The sequence below is a fragment of the Bradyrhizobium sp. 482_C4_N1_8 genome (assembly GCF_052075965.1).
In the GTDB taxonomy this organism is placed as follows: Bacteria; Pseudomonadota; Alphaproteobacteria; order Rhizobiales; family Xanthobacteraceae; genus Bradyrhizobium; species Bradyrhizobium barranii.
In genome coordinates this window covers 3,312,907-3,332,945 of sequence record NZ_CP197231.1, presented here as the reverse complement: position 1 = coordinate 3,332,945, position 20,039 = coordinate 3,312,907, and the positions used below count along the sequence as shown (strand labels likewise).

The 20,039-nt window shown below is 64.9% G+C and carries 19 protein-coding genes; 8 read left to right on the top strand and 11 right to left on the bottom strand.

What is annotated here, in order from left to right; genetic code table 11:
• Positions 1–200: 200 nt before the first annotated feature.
• Both AB7Z56_RS15485 and purQ read right to left on the bottom strand, forming a co-directional pair.
• Complete coding sequence (locus AB7Z56_RS15485; RefSeq protein WP_441256354.1) at positions 201–1,202, bottom strand: tripartite tricarboxylate transporter substrate binding protein BugD; 1,002 nt, start codon at positions 1,200–1,202, stop codon at positions 201–203.
• Positions 1,199–1,900, bottom strand: a complete 702-nt coding sequence (gene purQ, locus AB7Z56_RS15480) for a phosphoribosylformylglycinamidine synthase subunit PurQ (protein ID WP_166342514.1) — start codon at positions 1,898–1,900, stop codon at positions 1,199–1,201. Before purQ ends, AB7Z56_RS15485 begins: the two co-directional genes overlap by 4 nt.
• A 167-nt stretch (positions 1,901–2,067) precedes the next feature.
• Between purQ and AB7Z56_RS15475 the strand changes: the two genes are divergently transcribed.
• Positions 2,068–3,084, top strand: a complete 1,017-nt coding sequence (locus AB7Z56_RS15475; RefSeq protein WP_063982359.1) for a magnesium and cobalt transport protein CorA — start codon at positions 2,068–2,070, stop codon at positions 3,082–3,084.
• A gap of 13 nt (positions 3,085–3,097) precedes the next feature.
• Here the strand turns inward: AB7Z56_RS15475 and purS are convergent, their stop codons facing one another.
• Both purS and purC read right to left on the bottom strand, forming a co-directional pair.
• On the bottom strand, positions 3,098–3,337 hold the full coding sequence (gene purS, locus AB7Z56_RS15470) for a phosphoribosylformylglycinamidine synthase subunit PurS (protein ID WP_014494125.1): 240 nt from the start codon (positions 3,335–3,337) through the stop codon (positions 3,098–3,100).
• 12 nt (positions 3,338–3,349) lie between these two features.
• Complete coding sequence (purC, locus tag AB7Z56_RS15465; protein ID WP_172782948.1) at positions 3,350–4,117, bottom strand: phosphoribosylaminoimidazolesuccinocarboxamide synthase; 768 nt, start codon at positions 4,115–4,117, stop codon at positions 3,350–3,352.
• A gap of 320 nt (positions 4,118–4,437) precedes the next feature.
• Between purC and AB7Z56_RS15460 the strand changes: the two genes are divergently transcribed.
• Positions 4,438–4,761: a DUF1476 domain-containing protein gene (locus tag AB7Z56_RS15460; protein WP_014494124.1), complete on the top strand. Its 324-nt coding sequence runs from the start codon at positions 4,438–4,440 to the stop codon at positions 4,759–4,761.
• A 66-nt stretch (positions 4,762–4,827) separates the two neighbouring features.
• On the opposite strand, the gene cynS is transcribed toward AB7Z56_RS15460, so the two are convergent.
• Both cynS and AB7Z56_RS15450 read right to left on the bottom strand, forming a co-directional pair.
• A complete protein-coding gene (cynS, locus tag AB7Z56_RS15455) occupies positions 4,828–5,316 on the bottom strand; it encodes a cyanase (protein WP_354124529.1) in 489 nt (162 codons plus the stop codon).
• Between the two features lie 89 nt (positions 5,317–5,405).
• On the bottom strand, positions 5,406–6,974 hold the full coding sequence (locus tag AB7Z56_RS15450; protein ID WP_354124530.1) for an alpha/beta fold hydrolase: 1,569 nt from the start codon (positions 6,972–6,974) through the stop codon (positions 5,406–5,408).
• A 148-nt stretch (positions 6,975–7,122) separates the two neighbouring features.
• Between AB7Z56_RS15450 and mddA the strand changes: the two genes are divergently transcribed.
• Genes mddA through AB7Z56_RS15435 form a run of 3 tightly spaced genes read left to right on the top strand, consistent with a single transcriptional unit; the run spans position 7,123 to position 9,635 of the window.
• Complete coding sequence (gene mddA, locus AB7Z56_RS15445; RefSeq protein ID WP_354124531.1) at positions 7,123–7,872, top strand: methanethiol S-methyltransferase; 750 nt, start codon at positions 7,123–7,125, stop codon at positions 7,870–7,872.
• Complete coding sequence (locus AB7Z56_RS15440; RefSeq protein ID WP_354124532.1) at positions 7,869–8,846, top strand: NADPH:quinone oxidoreductase family protein; 978 nt, start codon at positions 7,869–7,871, stop codon at positions 8,844–8,846. The genes mddA and AB7Z56_RS15440 overlap by 4 nt, the downstream gene beginning before the upstream one ends.
• 33 nt (positions 8,847–8,879) lie before the next feature.
• Complete coding sequence (locus AB7Z56_RS15435) at positions 8,880–9,635, top strand: PaaI family thioesterase (RefSeq protein ID WP_354124533.1); 756 nt, start codon at positions 8,880–8,882, stop codon at positions 9,633–9,635.
• Between the two features lie 372 nt (positions 9,636–10,007).
• On the opposite strand, the gene AB7Z56_RS15430 is transcribed toward AB7Z56_RS15435, so the two are convergent.
• A complete protein-coding gene (locus AB7Z56_RS15430; protein WP_354124534.1) occupies positions 10,008–10,724 on the bottom strand; it encodes a hypothetical protein in 717 nt (238 codons plus the stop codon).
• Between AB7Z56_RS15430 and AB7Z56_RS15425 the strand changes: the two genes are divergently transcribed.
• Complete coding sequence (locus AB7Z56_RS15425; RefSeq protein ID WP_354124535.1) at positions 10,696–11,148, top strand: GGDEF domain-containing protein; 453 nt, start codon at positions 10,696–10,698, stop codon at positions 11,146–11,148. The two genes, AB7Z56_RS15430 and AB7Z56_RS15425, sit on opposite strands and share 29 nt — an antisense overlap.
• Before the next feature lie 142 nt (positions 11,149–11,290).
• On the opposite strand, the gene AB7Z56_RS15420 is transcribed toward AB7Z56_RS15425, so the two are convergent.
• Both AB7Z56_RS15420 and AB7Z56_RS15415 read right to left on the bottom strand, forming a co-directional pair.
• Complete coding sequence (locus tag AB7Z56_RS15420) at positions 11,291–12,592, bottom strand: tetratricopeptide repeat protein (RefSeq protein WP_244623239.1); 1,302 nt, start codon at positions 12,590–12,592, stop codon at positions 11,291–11,293.
• A 149-nt stretch (positions 12,593–12,741) separates the two neighbouring features.
• The gene (locus tag AB7Z56_RS15415; RefSeq protein ID WP_135215403.1) at positions 12,742–13,941 is read right to left on the bottom strand and encodes a TrmJ/YjtD family RNA methyltransferase; all 1,200 of its coding nucleotides are present in this window, start codon (positions 13,939–13,941) and stop codon (positions 12,742–12,744) included.
• 348 nt (positions 13,942–14,289) lie between these two features.
• On the opposite strand from AB7Z56_RS15415, the gene AB7Z56_RS15410 reads away from it, so the two are divergent.
• A complete protein-coding gene (locus tag AB7Z56_RS15410) occupies positions 14,290–15,501 on the top strand; it encodes an NADP-dependent isocitrate dehydrogenase (RefSeq protein WP_071912356.1) in 1,212 nt (403 codons plus the stop codon).
• A gap of 98 nt (positions 15,502–15,599) precedes the next feature.
• On the top strand, positions 15,600–16,103 hold the full coding sequence (locus AB7Z56_RS15405; protein WP_135215402.1) for a DUF3455 domain-containing protein: 504 nt from the start codon (positions 15,600–15,602) through the stop codon (positions 16,101–16,103).
• A 4-nt stretch (positions 16,104–16,107) separates the two neighbouring features.
• Here the strand turns inward: AB7Z56_RS15405 and AB7Z56_RS15400 are convergent, their stop codons facing one another.
• Both AB7Z56_RS15400 and alaS read right to left on the bottom strand, forming a co-directional pair.
• Complete coding sequence (locus tag AB7Z56_RS15400) at positions 16,108–17,334, bottom strand: cyclic nucleotide-gated ion channel (RefSeq protein ID WP_135215401.1); 1,227 nt, start codon at positions 17,332–17,334, stop codon at positions 16,108–16,110.
• Positions 17,335–17,340: 6 nt separating this feature from the next.
• Positions 17,341–20,019, bottom strand: a complete 2,679-nt coding sequence (gene alaS, locus AB7Z56_RS15395; protein ID WP_085404372.1) for an alanine--tRNA ligase — start codon at positions 20,017–20,019, stop codon at positions 17,341–17,343.
• Positions 20,020–20,039: the final 20 nt, after the last annotated feature.

Genomic DNA, 20,039 nt, shown 5'->3' with positions numbered 1-20,039 from the left:
AGCACAACGACAGCGCACGCTTCCTGATATCGCAACTCACGCGGCGAAACAACTTTGAGTTGCTTCCATCCGCGCGGAAATCAGCGACCCCGGACGCGCGCGCCTTGATGGCGACGAGGAGTCAGTCGTCTCAAACGCGATTGAGGTTCATGAGACAGCAAGCCCGAAACCGCTATGACTTGCTATGATTTGGGCGGCTGCTACTTGGCGTCGTCCGCCAGCATCTTCCGGTACTTCTCGACGTCACGCGTCACGAGCTTCTGGAGCACCTCGGGCGTATGCTCGTCGGGATCGGGCGCAACGGTCGACAGATCCGCAAAACGCTTCTTCACCGCGTCGGTTTCCACCGCCGTGCGCGCAGCCGCGTTCAGCTTGGTGATGATGGCCGGCGGCGTGCCCTTCGGCGCGAACAGGCCGTTCCAGCCCTGCGCCTCGAAGTCCGGCAGGCCTGCCTCGGCAGACGTCGGCAGATCGGGCAGCGTGGCCAGCCGCACGGTCGAGCCAACCACCAGGCCCCTCACTAGCTTGTCGCCGATCGACTGCGAGACGGAGGCCGCGGCGTCGCAGACGCCGTCGATCTGGCTGCCGATCGCATCCGTGAGTGCGGGCGCCGCACCGCGATAGCCGACCAGTGTTGCGTCGACCCCGGCGGCCGTCACAAAGCTCTTGCAAATGAGGTAATTCGACGAGCCGACACCGGCGTGGCCGAGATTGATCTTGCCCGGGTTGGCCTTGGCGTAGGCGATGAACTCTTTCAGGTCCTTCGCCGGGAAATCCTTGCGCAGCGCGATGACGCCGAACGTCTTCGCCACCATGGCGATCGGCACGAAGGATTCAGGCGTGAACGGCAGTTTTGGATAGATCGTGTAGGTCGCGGCATTGGTGCCGGCGTTGCCGATAGCGATGGTGTAGCCGTCAGGCTCGGCGCGGGAGGCGCGCGCCAGCGCGGTCGAGCCGCCGGCGCCGGCGACGTTCTCGATCACGATGGTCTGGCCGAGCGCGATGCCCATTTGCTCGGCGACCGTGCGCGCGATCACGTCCGACGTACCGCCGGCCGCGAACGGCACGATCATCGTGATCGGGCGCTTGGGGAAATCTTGCGCGAACGCAACGGTCGCGAGTGAAAATGTCGCGAGTGAAAATGTCGCGAGCGACAGCGCCGCGATCGCGGCGAGAGCCCGGTTCGCCACGAACGAGATCACGCGGCCTTTTCCAGATGGGCAGTGAGACCGGCGAACAGGCCGCGGCCGTCGGTGCAGCCCATGATGTCTTCGACGTGGTTCTCCGGGTGCGGCATCATGCCGAGCACGTTGCCCCTGTCATTGACGATTCCGGCGATGGATTCCGCCGCGCCGTTGATGTTGTGGGCCTCGTCGACCACGCCGTCGGCGGAGCAGTAGCGATAGAGCACCCGCCCCTCGCCTTCGAGCCGCTTGATGGTCTCTTCATCCGCCTCGTAATTGCCCTCGCCATGCGCCACCGGCACGCGGATCACCTGGCCCGCATTGTAGCCGCGGGTGAACGGCGTGTCGGAGCGTTCGACGCGCAGATGCACGTCGTGACAGATGAATTTCAGCCGTGCGTTACGCATCAGGACGCCGGGCAGCAGGCCGGACTCGCAGAGGATCTGAAAACCATTGCAGACGCCGAGCACGAGACCGCCCTTGGCCGCATAGTCGCGCACCGCGTCCATCACCGGCGACCGCGCCGCAATCGCGCCGCAGCGCAGATAGTCGCCGTACGAGAAGCCGCCGGGCACCACGACGAGGTCGGTGCCCGCGGGCAGCGACGTCTCGGCGTGCCAGACCATCGCGGGCTCGCTGCCGGAGATCAGCCTCAATGCGCGCGCCATGTCGCGCTCGCGGTTGATTCCGGGAAAGACGAGGATGGCGGCTTTCATGGTTCGGGTTCCGACGGTGATGGGAATCGGGCTGGCCAAAGGGCCAATTCGTCAGGAGACATAGCCATTTGACGGGGATTTTACCAGTGCTAGCCTCGCCGGGCGGCCTTGTACACAGGCCATAGCCACGGCAATTTTGCCTGACGATTTTGCCCGGGATTGAAGCCATGAACGTCCCGTCGCTGCCCGCCTCCCTCTCCGAACCGGTGTCCACTCAGGGCGTCATCGCTGCCGGCGCCTATGTCGACGGCCGGCGTGTCGCCAATATCGCCATCAGCGAGGCTTCGAGCTGGCGGGCCAAGCCCGGCCACGTGGTGTGGATCGGGCTGCACGAGCCTGACATGGCGTTGCTCGGCGCCGTGCAGAAGCAGTTCGACCTGCACGACCTTGCCATCGAGGACGCCAACAACGCCCATCAGCGGCCGAAGATCGAGCAATATGGCGAGGCCCTGTTCATCGTGGCGCGGACCGCGCAACTGCTCGAGGGCCGGATCGCCTTCGGCGAGACGCACATCTTCGTCGGCGAAGGCTATCTGGTCTCGGTGCGCCATGGCGCCTCGACATCCTACACGCCGGTGCGCGAACGCTGCGAAAGCTGCCCACGGGCGCTTGCGCGCGGCGAGGACTACATCCTCTACGCCATCCTTGATTTCATCGTCGACAACTACTCGCCCGTGCTGGAGAGCATCCACGAGGAGGTCGAAGGCATCGAGGACGACGTGCTCTCCAAGCCGATCAGCAAGGCACAGATCGAGCGGCTCTACATGCTGCGCCGCGACCTGCTGCGGCTCAGGACCGCGATCGGCCCGCTGGTGGAAGTCTGCCGCCGGCTCGAGCATGACGAGCTTGCGATGGTGCGCGCGACGATGCAGCCGCTGTTCCGCGACGTCACCGACCACGTCAGGAACATCCAGGAGCGCATCGATTCCATGCGCGAGGTGCTGGCCTTCGCCTTCGAGGCGAGCCTGCTGGTCGGACAGGCGCAGGAGACCGCGGTCTCCAAGAAGCTCGCCTCGTGGCTGGCGATCCTCGCCGTGCCCACCGCAGTCGCAGGCATCTACGGGATGAACTTCAAGTACATCCCCGAGCTGCAATGGGAGTACAGCTATTTCGTCGTCATGGGGATGATGGCGCTCGCCTGCCTCGCATTGTACTGGCGCTTCCACCGCGTCGGATGGCTGTGAAGCGCCGCGCGGGTTAGACGATCTCGACGCGATAGTTCTCGATCACGGTGTTCGCCAGGAGCTTGTCGGCCGCCTCCTTCAGCGCCGCTTCGGCCTTGGCCTTGTCGGCGCCGGCAAGCTCGATGTCGAACACCTTGCCCTGGCGGACGCTGGCGACGCCGTCGACGCCGAGCGACTTCAGCGCGCCTTCGATGGCCTTGCCCTGCGGATCGAGGATGCCCGTCTTCAGGGTAACGGTAACACGTGCCTTCACGTCAAATCCCTCTTAGCTCTTCACCAGCACCGGGCCAGTGCCCTGCGGACGCTCGTTCTCCATGAGGATGCCGAGGCGTTTTGCGACTTCGGTGTAGGCCTCGAGCAGGCCGCCGAGGTCCCTGCGGAAACGGTCCTTGTCGAGCTTCTCGTTCGACTTGATGTCCCACAGACGGCAGCTGTCCGGCGAGATCTCGTCGGCAACGATGATCCGCATCATCTCGTTTTCGAACAGCCGGCCGCACTCCATCTTGAAGTCGACGAGGCGGATGCCGATACCGAGGAAGAGGCCGGTGAGGAAGTCGTTGACACGGATGGCGAGCGCCATGATGTCGTCGATCTCCTGCGGAGTGGCCCAGCCGAAGGCGGTGATGTGCTCTTCCGACACCATGGGGTCGTTGAGCTGGTCGTTCTTGTAGTAGAATTCGATGATCGAACGGGGCAGCTGCGTGCCCTCCTCGATGCCGAGGCGCTGCGACAGCGAGCCGGCGGCAACGTTCCGCACCACCACTTCCAGCGGCACGATCTCGACCTCGCGAATCAACTGCTCGCGCATGTTGAGGCGGCGGATGAAATGAGTCGGCACCCCGATGTCGTTGAGGTGCTGAAACAGGTACTCCGAGATCCGGTTGTTGAGGACACCCTTGCCCTCGATCACCTGATGCTTTTTCGCATTGAACGCGGTGGCGTCATCCTTGAAGTGCTGGATCAGGGTACCGGGCTCCGGGCCTTCGTAAAGAACCTTTGCCTTGCCTTCATAAATACGACGCCGACGGCTCATGGGGATGTACCGTGTTTTGTTGAAATCCATGTATTTGGTGTGCTCCGGTTACCAGGCTACGACCCACAGCGGAGCTGCCGTGAACGGCTGGGAACCCGTCTATAACCCCTTGGAAACAGAACGGGAACCAAGCCTTCAGGCAACCTATCCGATTGGCTGTCCCAGCACAATCGATCCGGCCGCCCGGCATCAACTTATACCGTCTTGCCTGCGGCTTAACGGCTCGTTGTTTTGCCGATTCGTGCCCTCTATCTAGGCATGCGCCGGGGCCGTCGCAACGATGGCCACCGGATCCAGTCAGCAGGGAATTGGAAAAAGGCATGAGCAGTTTGGACAAGCGCGAGGAAGGCTTCGAGAAGAAGTTCGCCCTCGACGAGGAGCAGAAATTCAAGGCGGAAGCCCGCCGCAACCGGCTGCTCGGCCTTTGGGCCGCCGAGAAGCTCGGCATCACCGGCGAGGCCGCCACCGCCTACGCCAAGGAAGTGGTCGCGGCCGATTTCGAGGAGGCCGGCGATGCCGACGTCCTGCGCAAGGTCATGGCCGATTTCGCCGCCAAGAATGTCGCCATCACCGAACAGGCGATTCGCGCCAAGATGAGTGAATTGATCGCCGTGGCCGCGGCCGAGGTGAAGGCGGGCAAATAGGCGAATAGGGAGCGGCGAGTAGCGAATGAACCCCATTCGCTACTCGCGATTCGCCATTCGCGTCCCTCACCCCTCCTTGAAGCCGTATTCCGGCACATTGCCGCTGGCGCCGTAATATTTGTACGGCAGGAACTTGCCGCTCATGGTGATCTTGACGCGGTCGCCCTTCGGGTTGTCAACGCGTTCCATGGCCATGTCGAAGTCGATCGCCGACATGATGCCGTCGCCGAACTCCTCCTCGATCAACGCCTTCCACGCCGGACCGTTGACCATCACCATCTCGTAGAAGCGATAGATCAGCGGATCGGTCGGCGGCATCGGCGTGCCGGTGCCGCGCATCGGCACCTCATTGAGCATCGCGGTCTCGGCCTTCGACAGGCCGAACAGCTCGCCGGCATTGGCGGCCTGCGGTTTCGTCAGCTTCATCTGGCCGAGAATCGCACCGACGATCAGCACCTCGGAATAGCCGCCGACCTTGTCGCAGATGTGTTTCCAGCTCCAGCCGTTCTCGCGCTTGATGTCGAGCAGCTTTTCGGTGAGGTCTTCGCGTTTCATGTCGGGGTCTCCCTTCGCCAGGCATCGTGTCACGTCGTTTGTGCCGCTTTGGGAGGCACGAAACGTGCCAATAAATGAGGCTTGAGGCGTCACCGCCTCGACCTCCCCTCACGCGGTAAAGCCTCCGTGAACCGCTTGATCGCCTCGAGCACCGGCTGCTGATCGCCGGCAAAGAACCAATGATCATTGCCGTCGAGCTCGACGAATTCCGCACCGGTGATCCGGCTCGCGATGTCGCGCCCGGCCGCGATCCGCACGGCCTTGTCGTCCCGACGATGCAGCACCAGCGTCGGCACCGCAATCCGCGCCAGAAGGTGTCGCACATCGGCGTCGCGAAAGGCCTCGAGCACGGCGGAGATGCCGCCGGGACTGGACGCCGCGCGCAACAGCCCCGCCCACCAGGCGCGCGCCTGCGGATCATTGGCAAGGCTCGGCGCAAAGGCTTCGATCCCGACCGGACCGCCCCATTGCGCAATCAGGTGCTTGCTCCAGGCGTCATACTGGCTGGCGCGCAGCGCGTGCGGATAGTCCTCTGACCAGCAGCCCTTGGCCAGTGCGCCGAACAGGATGAGTCCGGCCACATGGCGGGATTCCTCGACCGCAAACTTGATGCAGGCCGGCCCGCATTCGGATGCGCCAAACAGCACGACGCGACGCGAGTCCACCGCCCGCAGCACGGTGCCGATATCTTCCGCGGTGACGTCGATGCCAGGGGCCGATCCGACCCGGTCGGACAGGCCGATGCCGCGGCGATCGAAAACGATCAGCCGCCCAAGCCTCATCAATGAGGCCAGAAACGTCCGGCTCGCGGGATGTTCCCAGGCGCGCTCCACATGCGACACGAAACCTGGCATGACCAGGATATCGAGCGGACCGCTGCCATAGGTCTGATAGGCCAGATGCACGCCGGCGCCCTTCACATAGCGTGTCGCTGGAAGAGCATCACGCAGCGGCGCGGCCGCGCGGCTCATGAGCGCTTCGGTCTCGGCTTCCGGCGCGACGCCAAGCTCGTCACGCAGCCGCTGCGCCAGTGCCGCGTGATGCCGTTCCGCCGCGCTTCGGTCGCCGGCCAGCAGCAGGCTGCGGATCAGATGCCGGCCATACACCTCGCTGAGCGGATCGAGCTCGACCAGACGGCCCGCATGCAGTGTCGCGGCGAGATGATCGCCGGCAGCATTCCTGTCCTGCACCAGACGCTCGAGCGCCTGCACGAGCCGCCCACGCAGCGCCTCGCGGCGAAAGAACGCCCAATCGTCGAACTCAGGACAGTCGTCCGGAGAAAAGCCCGCCAGGAAGTCGCCGCGATAAATCCGGCAGGCCTTTTCAAAGTCGCCGCGATCGCAGGCGCGCTCGAACTGATGCGAGTCGATCTTCAGCTCGACCTCCGGAGACCAACGCAAGCTTGTGCGGTCGGTCTCGAAAACCGCCTGGCCGAGCGTGAGCTCGACGCGGTGAAGCAGACGCCGCAATCGTGCAAGGCCCGTCTCGCGGGAAGTCTCGGGCCACAGCAGCGTGGCAATGACGTCGCGCGCGACGGGGCCTTTGGCTTCCGCGAGATAGACCAGCAGCGCAAGCCCCTTGCGTAAGGCCAGCTTGATCGGGCGGTCGTCGGCATGGACCTCGGGGAACCCGAACGTCCCCAGCGAAAAGGCCGTCATGGAGATCCTCCCTCCCCGGTCGGCGCCGCCGGGGGACGCGCAGGGGACGGTCCAGCGATAGCAGTCAGGCCAGATCGAGCCCGCCCGCCAGCGAGCGGTTCAAGCTCCTGAATGCGGCACCGCCGCCATCGGCACAATAGGAAAAACCATGTTCGCGCGCCTCGCAATCCTGCTCTACGCCATCGTGAGCTACGCCGTCTTCACGGCTTCATTCCTCTACGCGCTCGGTTTCGTCGGCAATTATGTCGTGCCCAAGTCAATCGACACGTCGATCGACGTCGGCGCGCCTGCGAATTTGGGTGAGGCCATCGTCGTCAACCTGCTGCTGATGAGCCTGTTTGCCATCCAGCACAGCGTCATGGCACGCCCGGCCTTCAAACGCTGGTGGGCCAAATTTCTTCCAGTGGCCTGCCAGCGCAGCACCTATGTGCTGCTCTCCAGCCTGATCCTCCTGCTGCTGTTCTGGCAGTGGCGTCCGATCCCGGCGCCGATCTGGCAGGCCAGCGGCATTACGGCGTGGCTCCTGACCGGCGTACATTGGCTCGGCTGGCTGATCGCGTTCGCCTCGACCTACATGATCGATCATTTCGATCTGTTCGGCCTGCGCCAGGCTCTCGTCGCGTTGCGCGGAGCCGAGATATCAGGTCAATCCTTCCGGACGCCGCTGCTCTACAAGATCGTGCGGCACCCGCTCATGCTGGGTTTTCTGCTCGCGTTCTGGGCGACGCCCGAGATGACCGCCGGCCATCTGCTGTTCGCGATCGCGAACACGGCCTACATCCTGGTCGCCCTGCAGTTCGAGGAGCGGGACCTGATCGCCGAGTTCGGCGCGACCTATCAGGACTATCGCCGGCGCGTTCCGATGCTGTTGCCGCGCATTTTCGGAGCGCCCCGATGAAAGCGATTCTGTGCAATTCGTTCACGGGCCCTGCGGATCTGCGCCTCGGTGAGATCGATGCGCCGCGGCCTGCCGGCGACGAGATTCTCATCGACGTCCACGCGACGTCCGTGAGCTTCATGGACCAGTTGCTGGTCTCGGGCCTCTACCAGATGCGGCCGGCGACACCCTTCGTGCCCGGCACCGAAGCATCCGGCGTCGTCGTCGCGGTCGGCAACAAGGTCACGACATTCGCCCCCGGCGATCGCGTGGCGTGCAGTGCCTGGACCGGCGGCTACGCCGAACGGATGATCGCGAAGCAATCGAAGAGCGTGCGGCTGCCGGATGGGGTCGCGTTCGAAGCCGGGGCGACGGTGCTGCACAATTACGGCACGGCCCATTATGCGCTGGTCGAGCGGGCACGGGCGCAACGCGGCGAAACGCTGTTCGTCACCGGCGCAGCCGGCGGAGTTGGCCTCGCCGCCGTCGACCTCGGCCGTCATCTCGGCCTGCGCGTCGTCGCCGGCGTCGGCTCCGACGACAAGGCCGCCCTGGTGCGGCGTTACGGGGCCGGCGATGTCGTCAACTATCGCAGCGAAGATCTGCGCGACCGGATCAAGTCGATCACATCGGGAGAAGGCATCGATGTCGGCCTCGACAATGTCGGCGGCGCGATCTTCGAGCAGATGGCCCGGCTGATGAAATGGGACGGACGACTGATGCCGATCGGCTTCGCCGGCGGCGAGATTCCACAGATCCCGATGAACCTGCCTCTCCTGAAGAACTACGCCATCATCGGCGTCTTCCTCGGCGCCTGGGCGGAGAAATTCTCCGCGGAAGCCGCGCGCATGAATGATACGCTGATGCAATTGCTGGCCGACGGAAAGATCCGCCCGCACATCGATCGCGTCCTCCCTTTGGAGGAGGCCGGCGACGCCATGCGCGCCGTCGCCAATCGCGCGGTTCTGGGACGAATTGTCCTCAAGATCAGGTAGACTGCGCCCGACGAGGAAGAGAGGACAAAACCGATGACCGAGATCATCATCGACAAGCGCTTTTGCGGTCCTCCGAACTCCGGGAACGGCGGCTATGTCTGCGGCCGGCTGGCCCGCCACATTCCCGGCGGCGCCGAGGTGACGCTGCGCGCGCCGCCTCCTCTGGACAAGCCGCTCGATGCGGCCGCGACCGCCGACGGCACATGGGAGCTTCGCGACGGCGCCAAAGTCGTCGCGACCGGGCGAGCGGCAAGCGTCGAGCTCGCGCGCCTTGAGACAGCCAGCTTGCAGGAAGCACGCGCGGCCGAATTGCTGGCGCTGTTCAAGCCGCACGAGCATCCGCTGCCGAACTGTTTCGTCTGCGGTCCCGCAAGAGCGAAAGGCGACGGCCTGCGCATTTTCGCCGGATCGCTCGGACGTCGGGCGCAAAGCCCCGTTCTCGCGGCGAGCTGGACGCCAGATCCAAATCTGGCCGCCGAGGATGGCCTGATCGCGCCAGAATTTCTCTGGTCGGCGCTCGATTGTCCCACCGGCTTTGCCTGCAATTGCGATCAGCAGAGCAGCGCATTCGACAAGACGCCGCTGCTACTGGGGCGGATGTCGGCACGGATTGAAGCCCGGCCGCGCCCCGGCGACCACTGCATCATCACAGCCTGGCCAACCGGCCGCGACGGCCGCAAGCGTACGGCCGAGGCCGCGCTCCACGATGAAACCGGGAAGTTGCTGGCCGTGGCCCGTATGACATGGATTGCGGTGGAACGCGAGGTGCAGCTCGGGCGTACTTCGTAGGGTGGGCAAAGGCGCGAAGCGCCGTGCCCATCACTCTCAGCTCCGTTGAGCGACATGGTGGGCACGCTTCCGCCTCCGCTCTTCGAGCTACGGCGGACAAGTCGCTTTGCCCTCCCTCTAATCACGCAACACATCCGTCGCCGCACCTTCGGCCTGCACCAATCCGCATTCTCCTGCACGTCCGCGGCCGTGCTTGCGACGGTTTACCTTGCGTCAAGCACGCCCGGCAATCGATGGCTGTCTTAAAAGGCTTGTTAGGAGCGGTCATCGTTGTTGGCGCCCGGAATACGGGGACGCTCTGCAATGCAATCGGACGAGGGACTCTACAGTGCGCCACGCTGGCGCCTGACACGCTGGCTCGCCGAGCCGGGGCTAGGTGTTCCCGACGACATCCGCGCCGCGCTCATTGTCCAGCTCTATGGATCCCTGCCGGTTTTTGCTGCCGGCGCCGTCAACACCATTGCCGTCGCCGCCGTGATCGCTGGCCGCAAGCAGACTGCACCATTCATTGTCTGGCTGGTCATGGAGATCGCGATCTGCCTGGCCCGCCTCGCCGTGCTCGTCAGCGCGCATCGCAGGGCGCGTGCCCACCGCCCGACGCCAACCGACCTTCATCTCCTGCTCGCGGTCGCCTGGAGCGCCAGCGTTGGATTTGGCGTCGTTGCCAGCCTGGCCAGCGGGGACTGGGTCGTCGCCATGCTGGCCTCGCTCTCGGCGGCGGCGATGGTTGGCGGCATCTGCTTCCGCAATTTCGGCGCGCCGCGGCTGGCCGGGACCATGATCCTGCTGAGCCTCGGCCCCATCATCCCCGGCGCTGCGTTCGCCGGCGAGCCGCTGCTCTACATCGTCTACCTCCAGGTGCCGATGTATCTGGCCGCGATGACGGCCGCCGCCTTCCGCCTCAATCGGATGCTGATCACCACCATGCGCGCCGAGCGCGAGAACAGCCATCGCGCCCATCACGACGCGCTCACGGGACTGCTCAATCGCGCGGGCTTCGTCGAGGCGCTTCGGCGCGAGACTTGGGGCCTCCGCCGAACGGCGGTTCGCGGTGATGTTCTTGGATCTCGACAACTTCAAGCCGATCAACGACACGTTCGGACACGCGGCGGGCGATGCGGTCCTGAAAGGCGTGGCCGGCCGCGTGCGCCGGGCGCTGCCGGACGGCGCGATGGTCGCCCGGATGGGTGGCGACGAATTCGTCGTGCTCGTCGATGGCCTCACCGCAGACATGGCGCTGGAGACTGGATATCGCCTGATCAGCGAGGTGGCCGTCTCCTACGAACTCGGCGGCGAGGTGCGCACCAGTGTCGGTGCCAGTGTCGGCATTGCGATGTCACCTGATCATGGCGCCGAGGTCGAGGAATTGCTCGCGGTCGCCGACGCCGCGCTCTACGAGGCGAAGTCAGGCGGCAAATCGCGTTGCTGCCTTGCCTCGGTCGAGACCAACCTCGCCGCGTTACGTCGGCTGCAGCAGAGCGGCGCGAAGGGCCCTGTCGCAAGCGCCGCCTGAGGTGGAGTTCGTAGGGTGGGCAAAGGCGCGAAGCGACGTGCCCGCCATTGTCACCTCAGTTGATCGGTCGAAGCATGGTGGGCACGCTTCGCTTTGCCCACCTACGAAGCTGATTAAACTAGACTGTTCGGTCGGTACGTCGTCAGGGGTTCACCCCCAGCGCCTTGAGCTCGGCGCCGGCCGCCTGGAATTCCACGAAGGTCGGCGGGCAATCGGCGAGCGCGAGACCAAAGAGTCGCCGCGCCTCCTCTTTCACACCGCGCTGCAAAGTGAGTTCGGCAGTGTAAAAGTTCGCCTCGCAGATTTGCCCCTTCTTCTTGACCAGATCGGGATCGTCGGCCGCGCGCAGCAGTTCGTCAGCCGTCATCGTTTCCAACAACAACCGGATCACCGGAGCAGGCCATTTGGTCATGTCCAGCTTGGCGGTCGCCTCCGACAGCGTACTCGGCACATTGCCGCGCCGACCCGCGATCTCGCGCCAGATCGTGGCATAGGGCTCCCTGGGATCAAGCTCCCTTGACCGATCGAGGTAGGTGATAGCCTCCCCAGGCGAGCCGGCCTGCAAGTGTGCCATGGCACATGAACGATAGGGGCTCGCCGCCTTCGGGGCACGCTCGATCGCGAGATCGCATGCCGTAACGGCGCGCTGCGGATCCCCCATCGCCGGATAAGTGAAGCTGCGGCACAGATACGAGTTGGGGTCCTTGGGCCCGAAGGCCACCGCGCGGTCGCAATCATCCATTGCGCGCGCAAGATCTTGCTTGGCCCGATACGCGCCTGCACGATAGACGTACGCAGGCGGATACCCTGGATCGAGCGCGAGCGCCCCCTCATAATCCGAGATTGCGCCGTCGATATTGCCTTTTTTGCCCTTGGCAACGCCGCGCGCCAGATAAGCCGCCATGTGCAATGGATTGAACTGAGCGGACGGGCCGGGAGCCGTTGGAGCCAGATCGCCACCATAAGAGTAAGCTCCGCTGGCAGCCACAGACTGATCAAGCTTCAATTCAATCGCTCTCGTATAGTCGGCAATAGCGAGGTCGAGATCTCCCTTCTTCGAGTGGGACACCGCGCGACTGCAGTAAGCGCGCTGATCTTTGGGGTTCAACCCGATGACCTCGCCGTAGTCGGCAATCGCGCGGTCGAACTCTTCCAATTGATAGTGTGAGTATGCGCGATTGTAGTAGGCGTGCATATTCCGGGGATAGAGCCTGATCAGTTCGCTGTAGTCGGCAACCGCGAGCTCGAATGCGCCCTTCTTATTATAGGCTCCGGCACGACTGAGCCGGGCCCTGATGGTGCCCTGCTGACCGAATTTCCCAGCTTCCAGCACAGACGTGCAGGCAGCGATCCGCTCGTCGACCGGGATTTCCGTGATCGCATTGCATTTCCAGTCCGAGGCGGGATCTGCAATCGCGGGAGAGACAAACAGAAGAGCGGCCAAACAAATCGCCGCGCAAACAATTGCGCGGCTTGTCATTCCAATCATGGGGCCCCCGGTTGAATCTGCGGGGAATGTCATAGCAACCGATCTCGCTGCTGCACAGCCCTCGGTTGCGGCGTTCGCAAACTGCGGCTCGGGCTGGCCCGAAGCTATGTGGATTGCGACATCATCGCCTGCAGCCGTGCCGCCTCCGCTTCCAGATCGCGCTCCACATCCGCGGCCCGCATCTCGATCACCCGATAATCCCGCGCTTCCAGCCACGCTTTCCGCGCGGTGCGGTCGGCGACGATGGTCTCGCTCTCGTGCGGATTGACCAGTTCGATCGCGATCCGGTGCGAGAACGAGACGAAATCCGGGATGTGGCGGCCGACCGGGGTCTGGCGCTTGAACCCTCCTGCGAAGCGGCGGTCGCGGGTCAGGGCCTGCCAGAGCAGGCGCTCGGCATCGGTCGGGTTGCGGCGGAGCAGGCGGGCGAGGCCGCGCACGGTCGATCCGCTGTCGGGTACGCCGCCGCCCTGGCCGTGCTCGGCCAGCAACGCGCGCAGGCGCGTGGCCTGCTCGCCGTCGAGCACGCCGCCCTTGGCCGGGCCCTTGCGTCCTTCCGCGATCGCCATCACCACACCATGCAGGGTGTGCATGTCCTGCTTGGTCGGCTCCATCCGGCTGAAGATGTTGCGCAGGTTGACCAGCATGGTGTCGCGCTTCTCGGCCGGGCGGAGGAATTCGACCCGGTCGAGCTCGCGGATGAGGTTGTCGAAGAAGGCCTGCATCTGGTGCTGCGAGGCGCGCTCGGAGCGCTCCGGCATGCTGTGCGGCAGCTCGCCTGATGTTGCCCGCTTGAACCATTCATAGCCGACCAGCAGCACGGCCTGCGCGAGGTTGAGCGAGGCAAAGCCCGGATTGACCGGGAAGGTGATGATGCGGTTGGAGAGCCCGACCTCCTCGTTGGTCAGCCCCCAGCGCTCGCGGCCGAACAGGATGCCCGCCTTGCCCCCGGTCGCGACGTGACCCGAGATCTCGGCCGCGGCTGCCTCGGGCCCCACCACCGGCTTGGCCTGGTCATGGGGACGCGCCGTGGTGGCGAACAGCAGGTCGAGATCGGCGACCGCCTCGCCGACCGTGTCGAACAATTCGACCTTTTCCAGAATATAGTCGGCGCCGGCCGCGGCGCGCTGGGCGGCGATGTTGGGCCAGCCGTCGCGGGGATTGACGATGCGCAATCGGCTGAGCGCAAAATTGCCCATGGCGCGCGCGGCCATGCCGATGTTTTCGCCAAGCTGCGGCTCGACCAGGATCACGATGGGACCGTCGAGGGAAAGGCCCGCCTTGCTCTTGTCAGTCCCCGACATCTCGCTTCGCTTTCACACTGGTTCTCAAGGCCTTGGCAAGGCGCTCTTCAGGAATTGATTCAAAGCCGGTCTGCCCCGATCCGTTGGGGCCGGCTGCCCGTTCGCCTGTCGTTTGCCTGTCCTGACAAAATTCTCAAGGGAAATAACGGGTTGGATTCGACTTTTGAATCTCTTCTGAAGCCTGAGGCCCGCCCCCGCGGCAGGGCCCGCCCCGCCCCCCATCTGGGCAAGCTGGATGAGCTAAAAGTGCATAATCCCTTGGCTTTCGCCCGCTGCAGTCCGGTGCTAAGAGGCGGCGGATATTCCCGTGGCGCGCCAAAGCGCCGTTCCCAAGAGGCTTCCCCGATCATGGCAAAAATCAAGGTGTCCAACCCCGTCGTCGAACTCGATGGCGACGAGATGACCCGGATCATCTGGCAGTACATCAAGGACAAGCTGATCAACCCGTACCTTGATGTCGAGCTGCTGTATTTCGACCTGGGCATGGAGTACCGCGACGAGACCAACGATCAGGTCACCATCGACGCCGCCGAAGCCATCAAGAAGGTCGGCGTCGGCGTCAAGTGCGCCACCATCACCCCGGACGAGGCCCGGGTGAAGGAGTTCAACCTCAAGCAGATGTGGAAGTCGCCGAACGGCACCATCCGCAACATCCTCGGCGGCGTGATCTTCCGCGAGCCGATCATCTGCAAGAACGTGCCGCGCCTGGTTCCCGGCTGGACCAAGCCGATTATCATCGGCCGCCACGCCTATGGCGACCAGTACCGCGCCACCGACATCAAGTTCCCCGGCAAGGGCACGCTGACGATGAAGTTCGTCGGCGAGGACGGCACCGTCATCGAGAAGGAAGTGTTCAAGACCCCGGGGTCCGGCGTCGCGATGCAGATGTACAATCTCGACGACTCCATCATCGACTTCGCACGCGCCTCGCTGAACTACGGCCTGCTGCGCAACTACCCGGTCTACCTCTCGACCAAGAACACCATCCTCAAGGTCTATGACGGCCGCTTCAAGGATATCTTCCAGGACATCTACGACCGCGAGTTCAAGAAGGAATTCGAGGCCAAGGGCCTGACCTACGAGCACCGCCTGATCGACGACATGGTGGCGTCGGCGCTGAAATGGTCCGGCGGCTATGTCTGGGCCTGTAAGAACTACGACGGCGACGTGCAGTCCGACACGGTCGCGCAGGGCTACGGCTCGCTCGGCCTGATGACCTCGGTGCTGCTCACCCCTGACGGCAAGACCGTGGAAGCCGAAGCGGCCCACGGCACGGTGACCCGCCACTACCGCGAGCACCAGAAGGGCAAGGAGACCTCGACCAACTCGATCGCGTCGATCTTCGCCTGGACCCGCGGCCTGTCGCATCGCGCCAAGCTCGACAACAATGCCGAGCTCGCCAAGTTCGCGAGCACCCTGGAGAAGGTCTGCGTCGACACCGTCGAGGAAGGCTACATGACCAAGGACCTCGCGCTCCTGGTCGGTGCCGACCAGCGCTGGCTCTCGACCACCGGCTTCCTGGACAAGGTCGCGGAGAACCTCACGAAAGCGTTGGCGTAAGCCCGCGCATTATTTTCGTCTGATCGGGGTTAGACATCATTAAGGGCCGCGCCTGGGCGCGGCCCTTTCATTTTAACACCGTTGCGCGGAGGCCACCCATGTCCATCGTCAAGTTCGCCGTCCCCTGCCTGCTGCTCGCGGCCGTGGCCGGGCCCGCCGCAGCCGCGGAGCCGCTCCCCGACGCCATCGCCGCCCCCGGCGAGACCGTCGTGCTCGGCGTCCATGCCGAAGGCGCGCAGGTCTATGACTGCAAGGCAGCCGCCGACGGCAAGCTTGCCTGGGCCTTCCGCGAGCCGGTGGCGACGCTGCTCGCCGAGGGCAAGACCGTCGGCCGCCACTATGCCGGCCCGAACTGGGAACTCGCCGACGGCAGCGCCGTGGCCGGCAAGGCCATCGGCAACGCGCCGGGCGCAACCGCCGCCGATATCCCCTGGCTCAAGCTGGAGGTCGCCTCCCGCCGCGGCAGCGGCATCCTGACGCCAGTCACCACGGTCCAGCGCATCAACACCCACGGCGGCAAGCTCGAGGGTTCTTGCGACAAGGCCGGCGAGTTCAAAAGCGCACCCTACTCGGCCGACTACATTTTCCTGAAGAAGGGCTGACCGCTCAGCGGTCGGTGTCGTCGCGCTCCGCCTGCGCCAATTCTGCCGCCGCAAGATCGCCGGTCTCCTCGAGCCGTGCCTTCGCGGTCTGGTGGACGTGGGCGGCGAGCGTCGGCATGCGCTCGATCAGCGCGTGAAAATCCTGGGCGTCGAGCACGAGCAGCCGCGTCTTGCGTGTCGCGGTCACCGTGCCGCTGCGTTTGGTCTTGTGCAGCAGCGCGATCTCGCCGAAGAACGTGCCGTCGGCGAGCCGCACCTGCTGGCTCGGCAGCGTGATCTCGACCTCGCCGGCAGTGATGAAATACATCGACGAGGCGGTATCGCCACGGCGCACCAATATTTCGCCCTGCTCGATGGTGCGGGCCCGGAGCAACCGCATGATGTCGGCGATCTCCGCGGCCGAAAGATGCGAGAACAGCGGCACCCGCGCCAGCATGCCCCAGGTCACCACGAAATCGCGCCGCCTCACCTCCTCGGCGAAGGCGGTTGAGATGATCGCGACCGGCAGCGCGATCATGGCAAAGCCTGAGATGATCGCGAACACCGAGATGAATTTACCGAGCGGCGTCACCGGCACGACGTCGCCATAGCCGACGGTGCCGAGCGTCACGATTGCCCACCACATCGCGTCCGGAATGGTGCCGAGCTTGCTGGGCTGCACATCACGCTCGATGGCGTAGAGCAGCGAGGCGAAGGTCAGTACCACGCCGATCAGGATGACGATGCAGCCGATCAGCGCACGCCGCTCGGCATGGATGGCCGCGAGCAGCGAGCGCATCGCCGGCGAATAACGGATCAGCTTGAAGAACGGCAGCACGCCGAGCCCAGCCAGCGTCGCGTGCCGGCCGGTGGCCAGCACGATCGCGGCCGGCAGGAACGCCATGAGGTCGATGATACCGAGCGCGGAGAAGGCATAAGAGAGCCGGTCGGACAGCGCGGAGCCGTTGCGCTGGGTGTGCCCCGCCACGGTCCACAGCCGCGCCAGATATTCGAGCGCGAACACGATGACGGCGAGGACGGCGACCGCGCTGAACAGCGTGTCGAACCGCGCGTCGAGCTCCGGCACCGAGGCGAGGATCATCGCGACCACGTCGAGCACGATGACGCTGATGATCACCTGGATGAAGCGCGACCCGATCGAGTAGGCGAGCGGATCGTGCTCCAGCAATTCGTACAGGCGATCCCTTAGGTTGGGATCGGCCGAGCCACGTCCTCGCGGAACGAGGCGCATGGCCGTTTACGCGCCTGCCATCGCTTTTTCGATCGCCGCGAGCGCCTCGGGCGCCTTGGCGCCATCGGGACCGCCAGCCTGCGCCATGTCGGGCCGGCCGCCGCCGCCCTTGCCGCCGAGCGCCTCGGAGGCGACGCGCACCAGGTTCACGGCATTGAAGCGCGCGGTGAGATCGGCGGTGACGCCGACCACGATCCCGGCCTTGCCGTCCTCGGTGACGCCGACGATGGCGACCACGCCGGAGCCGATCTGCTTCTTGCCGTCGTCCGCAAGGCTCTTGAGATCCTTCATCTCGATGCCCTCGACCGCGCGCGCCATCAGCTTGACGTCGCCGACCTCGCGCACGCCTGCGGCTGCGCCGTTCCCGACGGATGTACCGCCGCCCATCGCGAGCTTCTTGCGGGCGTCGGAGAGCTCGCGCTCGAGCTTCTTGCGCTCCTCCATCAGGGCTGTGATGCGCGCCGGGACGTCGTCGATCGAGGTGCGCAGCTCGTTGGCCGCGGTCTTCGCCAGCGCCATGGTCTCGTTGGCGTGCCTGCGCGCGTAGTTGCCGGTCAGCGCCTCGATGCGGCGCACGCCGGAGGCGACCGCGCTCTCGCCGGTCAGCGTGATCAGGCCGATGTCGCCGGTGCGCTTCACATGGGTGCCGCCGCAGAGCTCGACGGACCAGCCGAGCGCGTTGGTGCCGCGCTCCCGCGCGGTCCGGCCCATCGAGACGACGCGGACCTCGTCGCCATACTTTTCGCCGAACAGCGCGCGCGCGCCGGCCTCGCGCGCTTCATCGACTCCCATCACGCGTGTCGTGACTTCGTCGTTCTCCAGCACCACGTCGTTGGCGATGTCCTCGACGCGGGCAAGCTCTTCCGCCGTGATCGGCTTCGGATGCACGAAGTCGAAACGCAAACGATCCGGCGCGACCATCGAGCCGCGCTGGGCGATGTGGTCGCCGAGCACCTGGCGCAGCGCCTCGTGGATGAGATGCGTTGCCGAATGGTGCGCGCGGATCGAGGAACGCCTGCCGTGATCGACCTCGAGCTGCAGCGCGGTGCCGAGCTTCAGCTCGCCGCTCTCCACGGTGCCGACGTGAACGAAGAGATCGCCGAGCTTCTTCTGCGTGTCGGTGACGCGGAACTTGATGCCGCCCTCGCCGCTGAGCACGCCGGTGTCGCCGACCTGACCGCCTGATTCCGCGTAGAACGGCGTCTGGTTGAGCACGATCGCGCCGGTCTCGCCGGCCTTGAGGCTCGCGGTTTCCTGGCCGTCCTTCACCAGCGCGGAGACCACGCCTTCGGCACTCTCGGTCTCATAGCCGAGGAATTCGGTGGCCCCGAGCTTCTCGCGCAGCGGGAACCAGATCGCTTCGGAAGCCGCCTCGCCCGAACCCTTCCAGGACTCGCGCGCCTTGGCCTTCTGGCGCTCCATCGCGTCGGTGAAGGAGGCCTGGTCGACGCCGATGCCGCGCGATTTCAGTGCGTCCTGGGTCAGGTCGAGCGGGAAACCGTAGGTGTCGTACAGCGTGAAGGCGACGTCGCCGTCAAACATGTCGCCCTTCTTCAGGGACGCGCTCTTCTCGTCGAGGATGGCAAGGCCGCGCACCAGCGTCTTGCGGAAGCGGGTCTCTTCCAGCCGCAGCGTTTCCTCGATCAGATTCTCCGCGCGCATCAGGTCGGGATAGGCCTGGCCCATCTCGCGGACCAGCGCCCAGACCAGGCGATGCATCAGCGGCTCTTTGGCACCCAGCAGCTGCGCATGGCGCATCGCGCGGCGCATGATCCGGCGCAGCACATAGCCGCGGCCCTCGTTGGAGGGTAGCACGCCATCCGCGACCAGGAAGGCCGAGGAACGCAAATGGTCGGCAATGACGCGGAACGAGGCCACGGTCTGCTCGTTCGGCCCGGCGCCGAGCGCCGACGACGTCGCATCGATCAGATGGCGGAACAGATCGGTCTCGAACACGCTGTCGACGCCCTGCATGATGCTGGCCATGCGCTCCAGCCCCATGCCGGTGTCGATCGAGGGACGCGGCAGATCCACGCGCTCCTCCTTCGTCACCTGCTCGTATTGCATGAACACGAGATTCCAGAATTCGAGGAAGCGATCGCCATCCTCTTCCGGCGAGCCCGGAGGTCCGCCCCAGATGTGGTCGCCGCGGTCGATGAAGATCTCCGAGCACGGGCCGCACGGCCCGGTGTCGCCCATCGCCCAGAAATTGTCCGAGGTCGGGATGCGGATGATGCGGTCGTCGGAGAAGCCCGCGATCTTCTTCCACAGCCCGGCCGCCTCGTCGTCGGTGTGGTAGACGGTGACGAGCAGCTTGTCCTTCTTGAGCCCGAACTCCCGCGTGATCAGGGTCCAGGCCAGCTCGATCGCGCGCTCCTTGAAATAGTCGCCGAACGAGAAATTGCCGAGCATCTCGAAGAAGGTGAGATGGCGCGCGGTGTAGCCGACATTGTCGAGGTCGTTGTGCTTGCCGCCGGCGCGCACGCATTTCTGCGACGTGGTGGCGCGCTGATAGGGCCGCTTCTCGACGCCGGTGAAGACGTTCTTGAACTGCACCATGCCGGCATTGGTGAACATCAGCGTGGGATCGTTGCGCGGCACCAATGGCGAGGACGACACGATCTCGTGGCCGTTCTCGGCAAAGAAGTTCAGAAAGGTCGACCTGATCTCGTTGACGCCGCTCATGTTCATCCAATCGGGTGTGC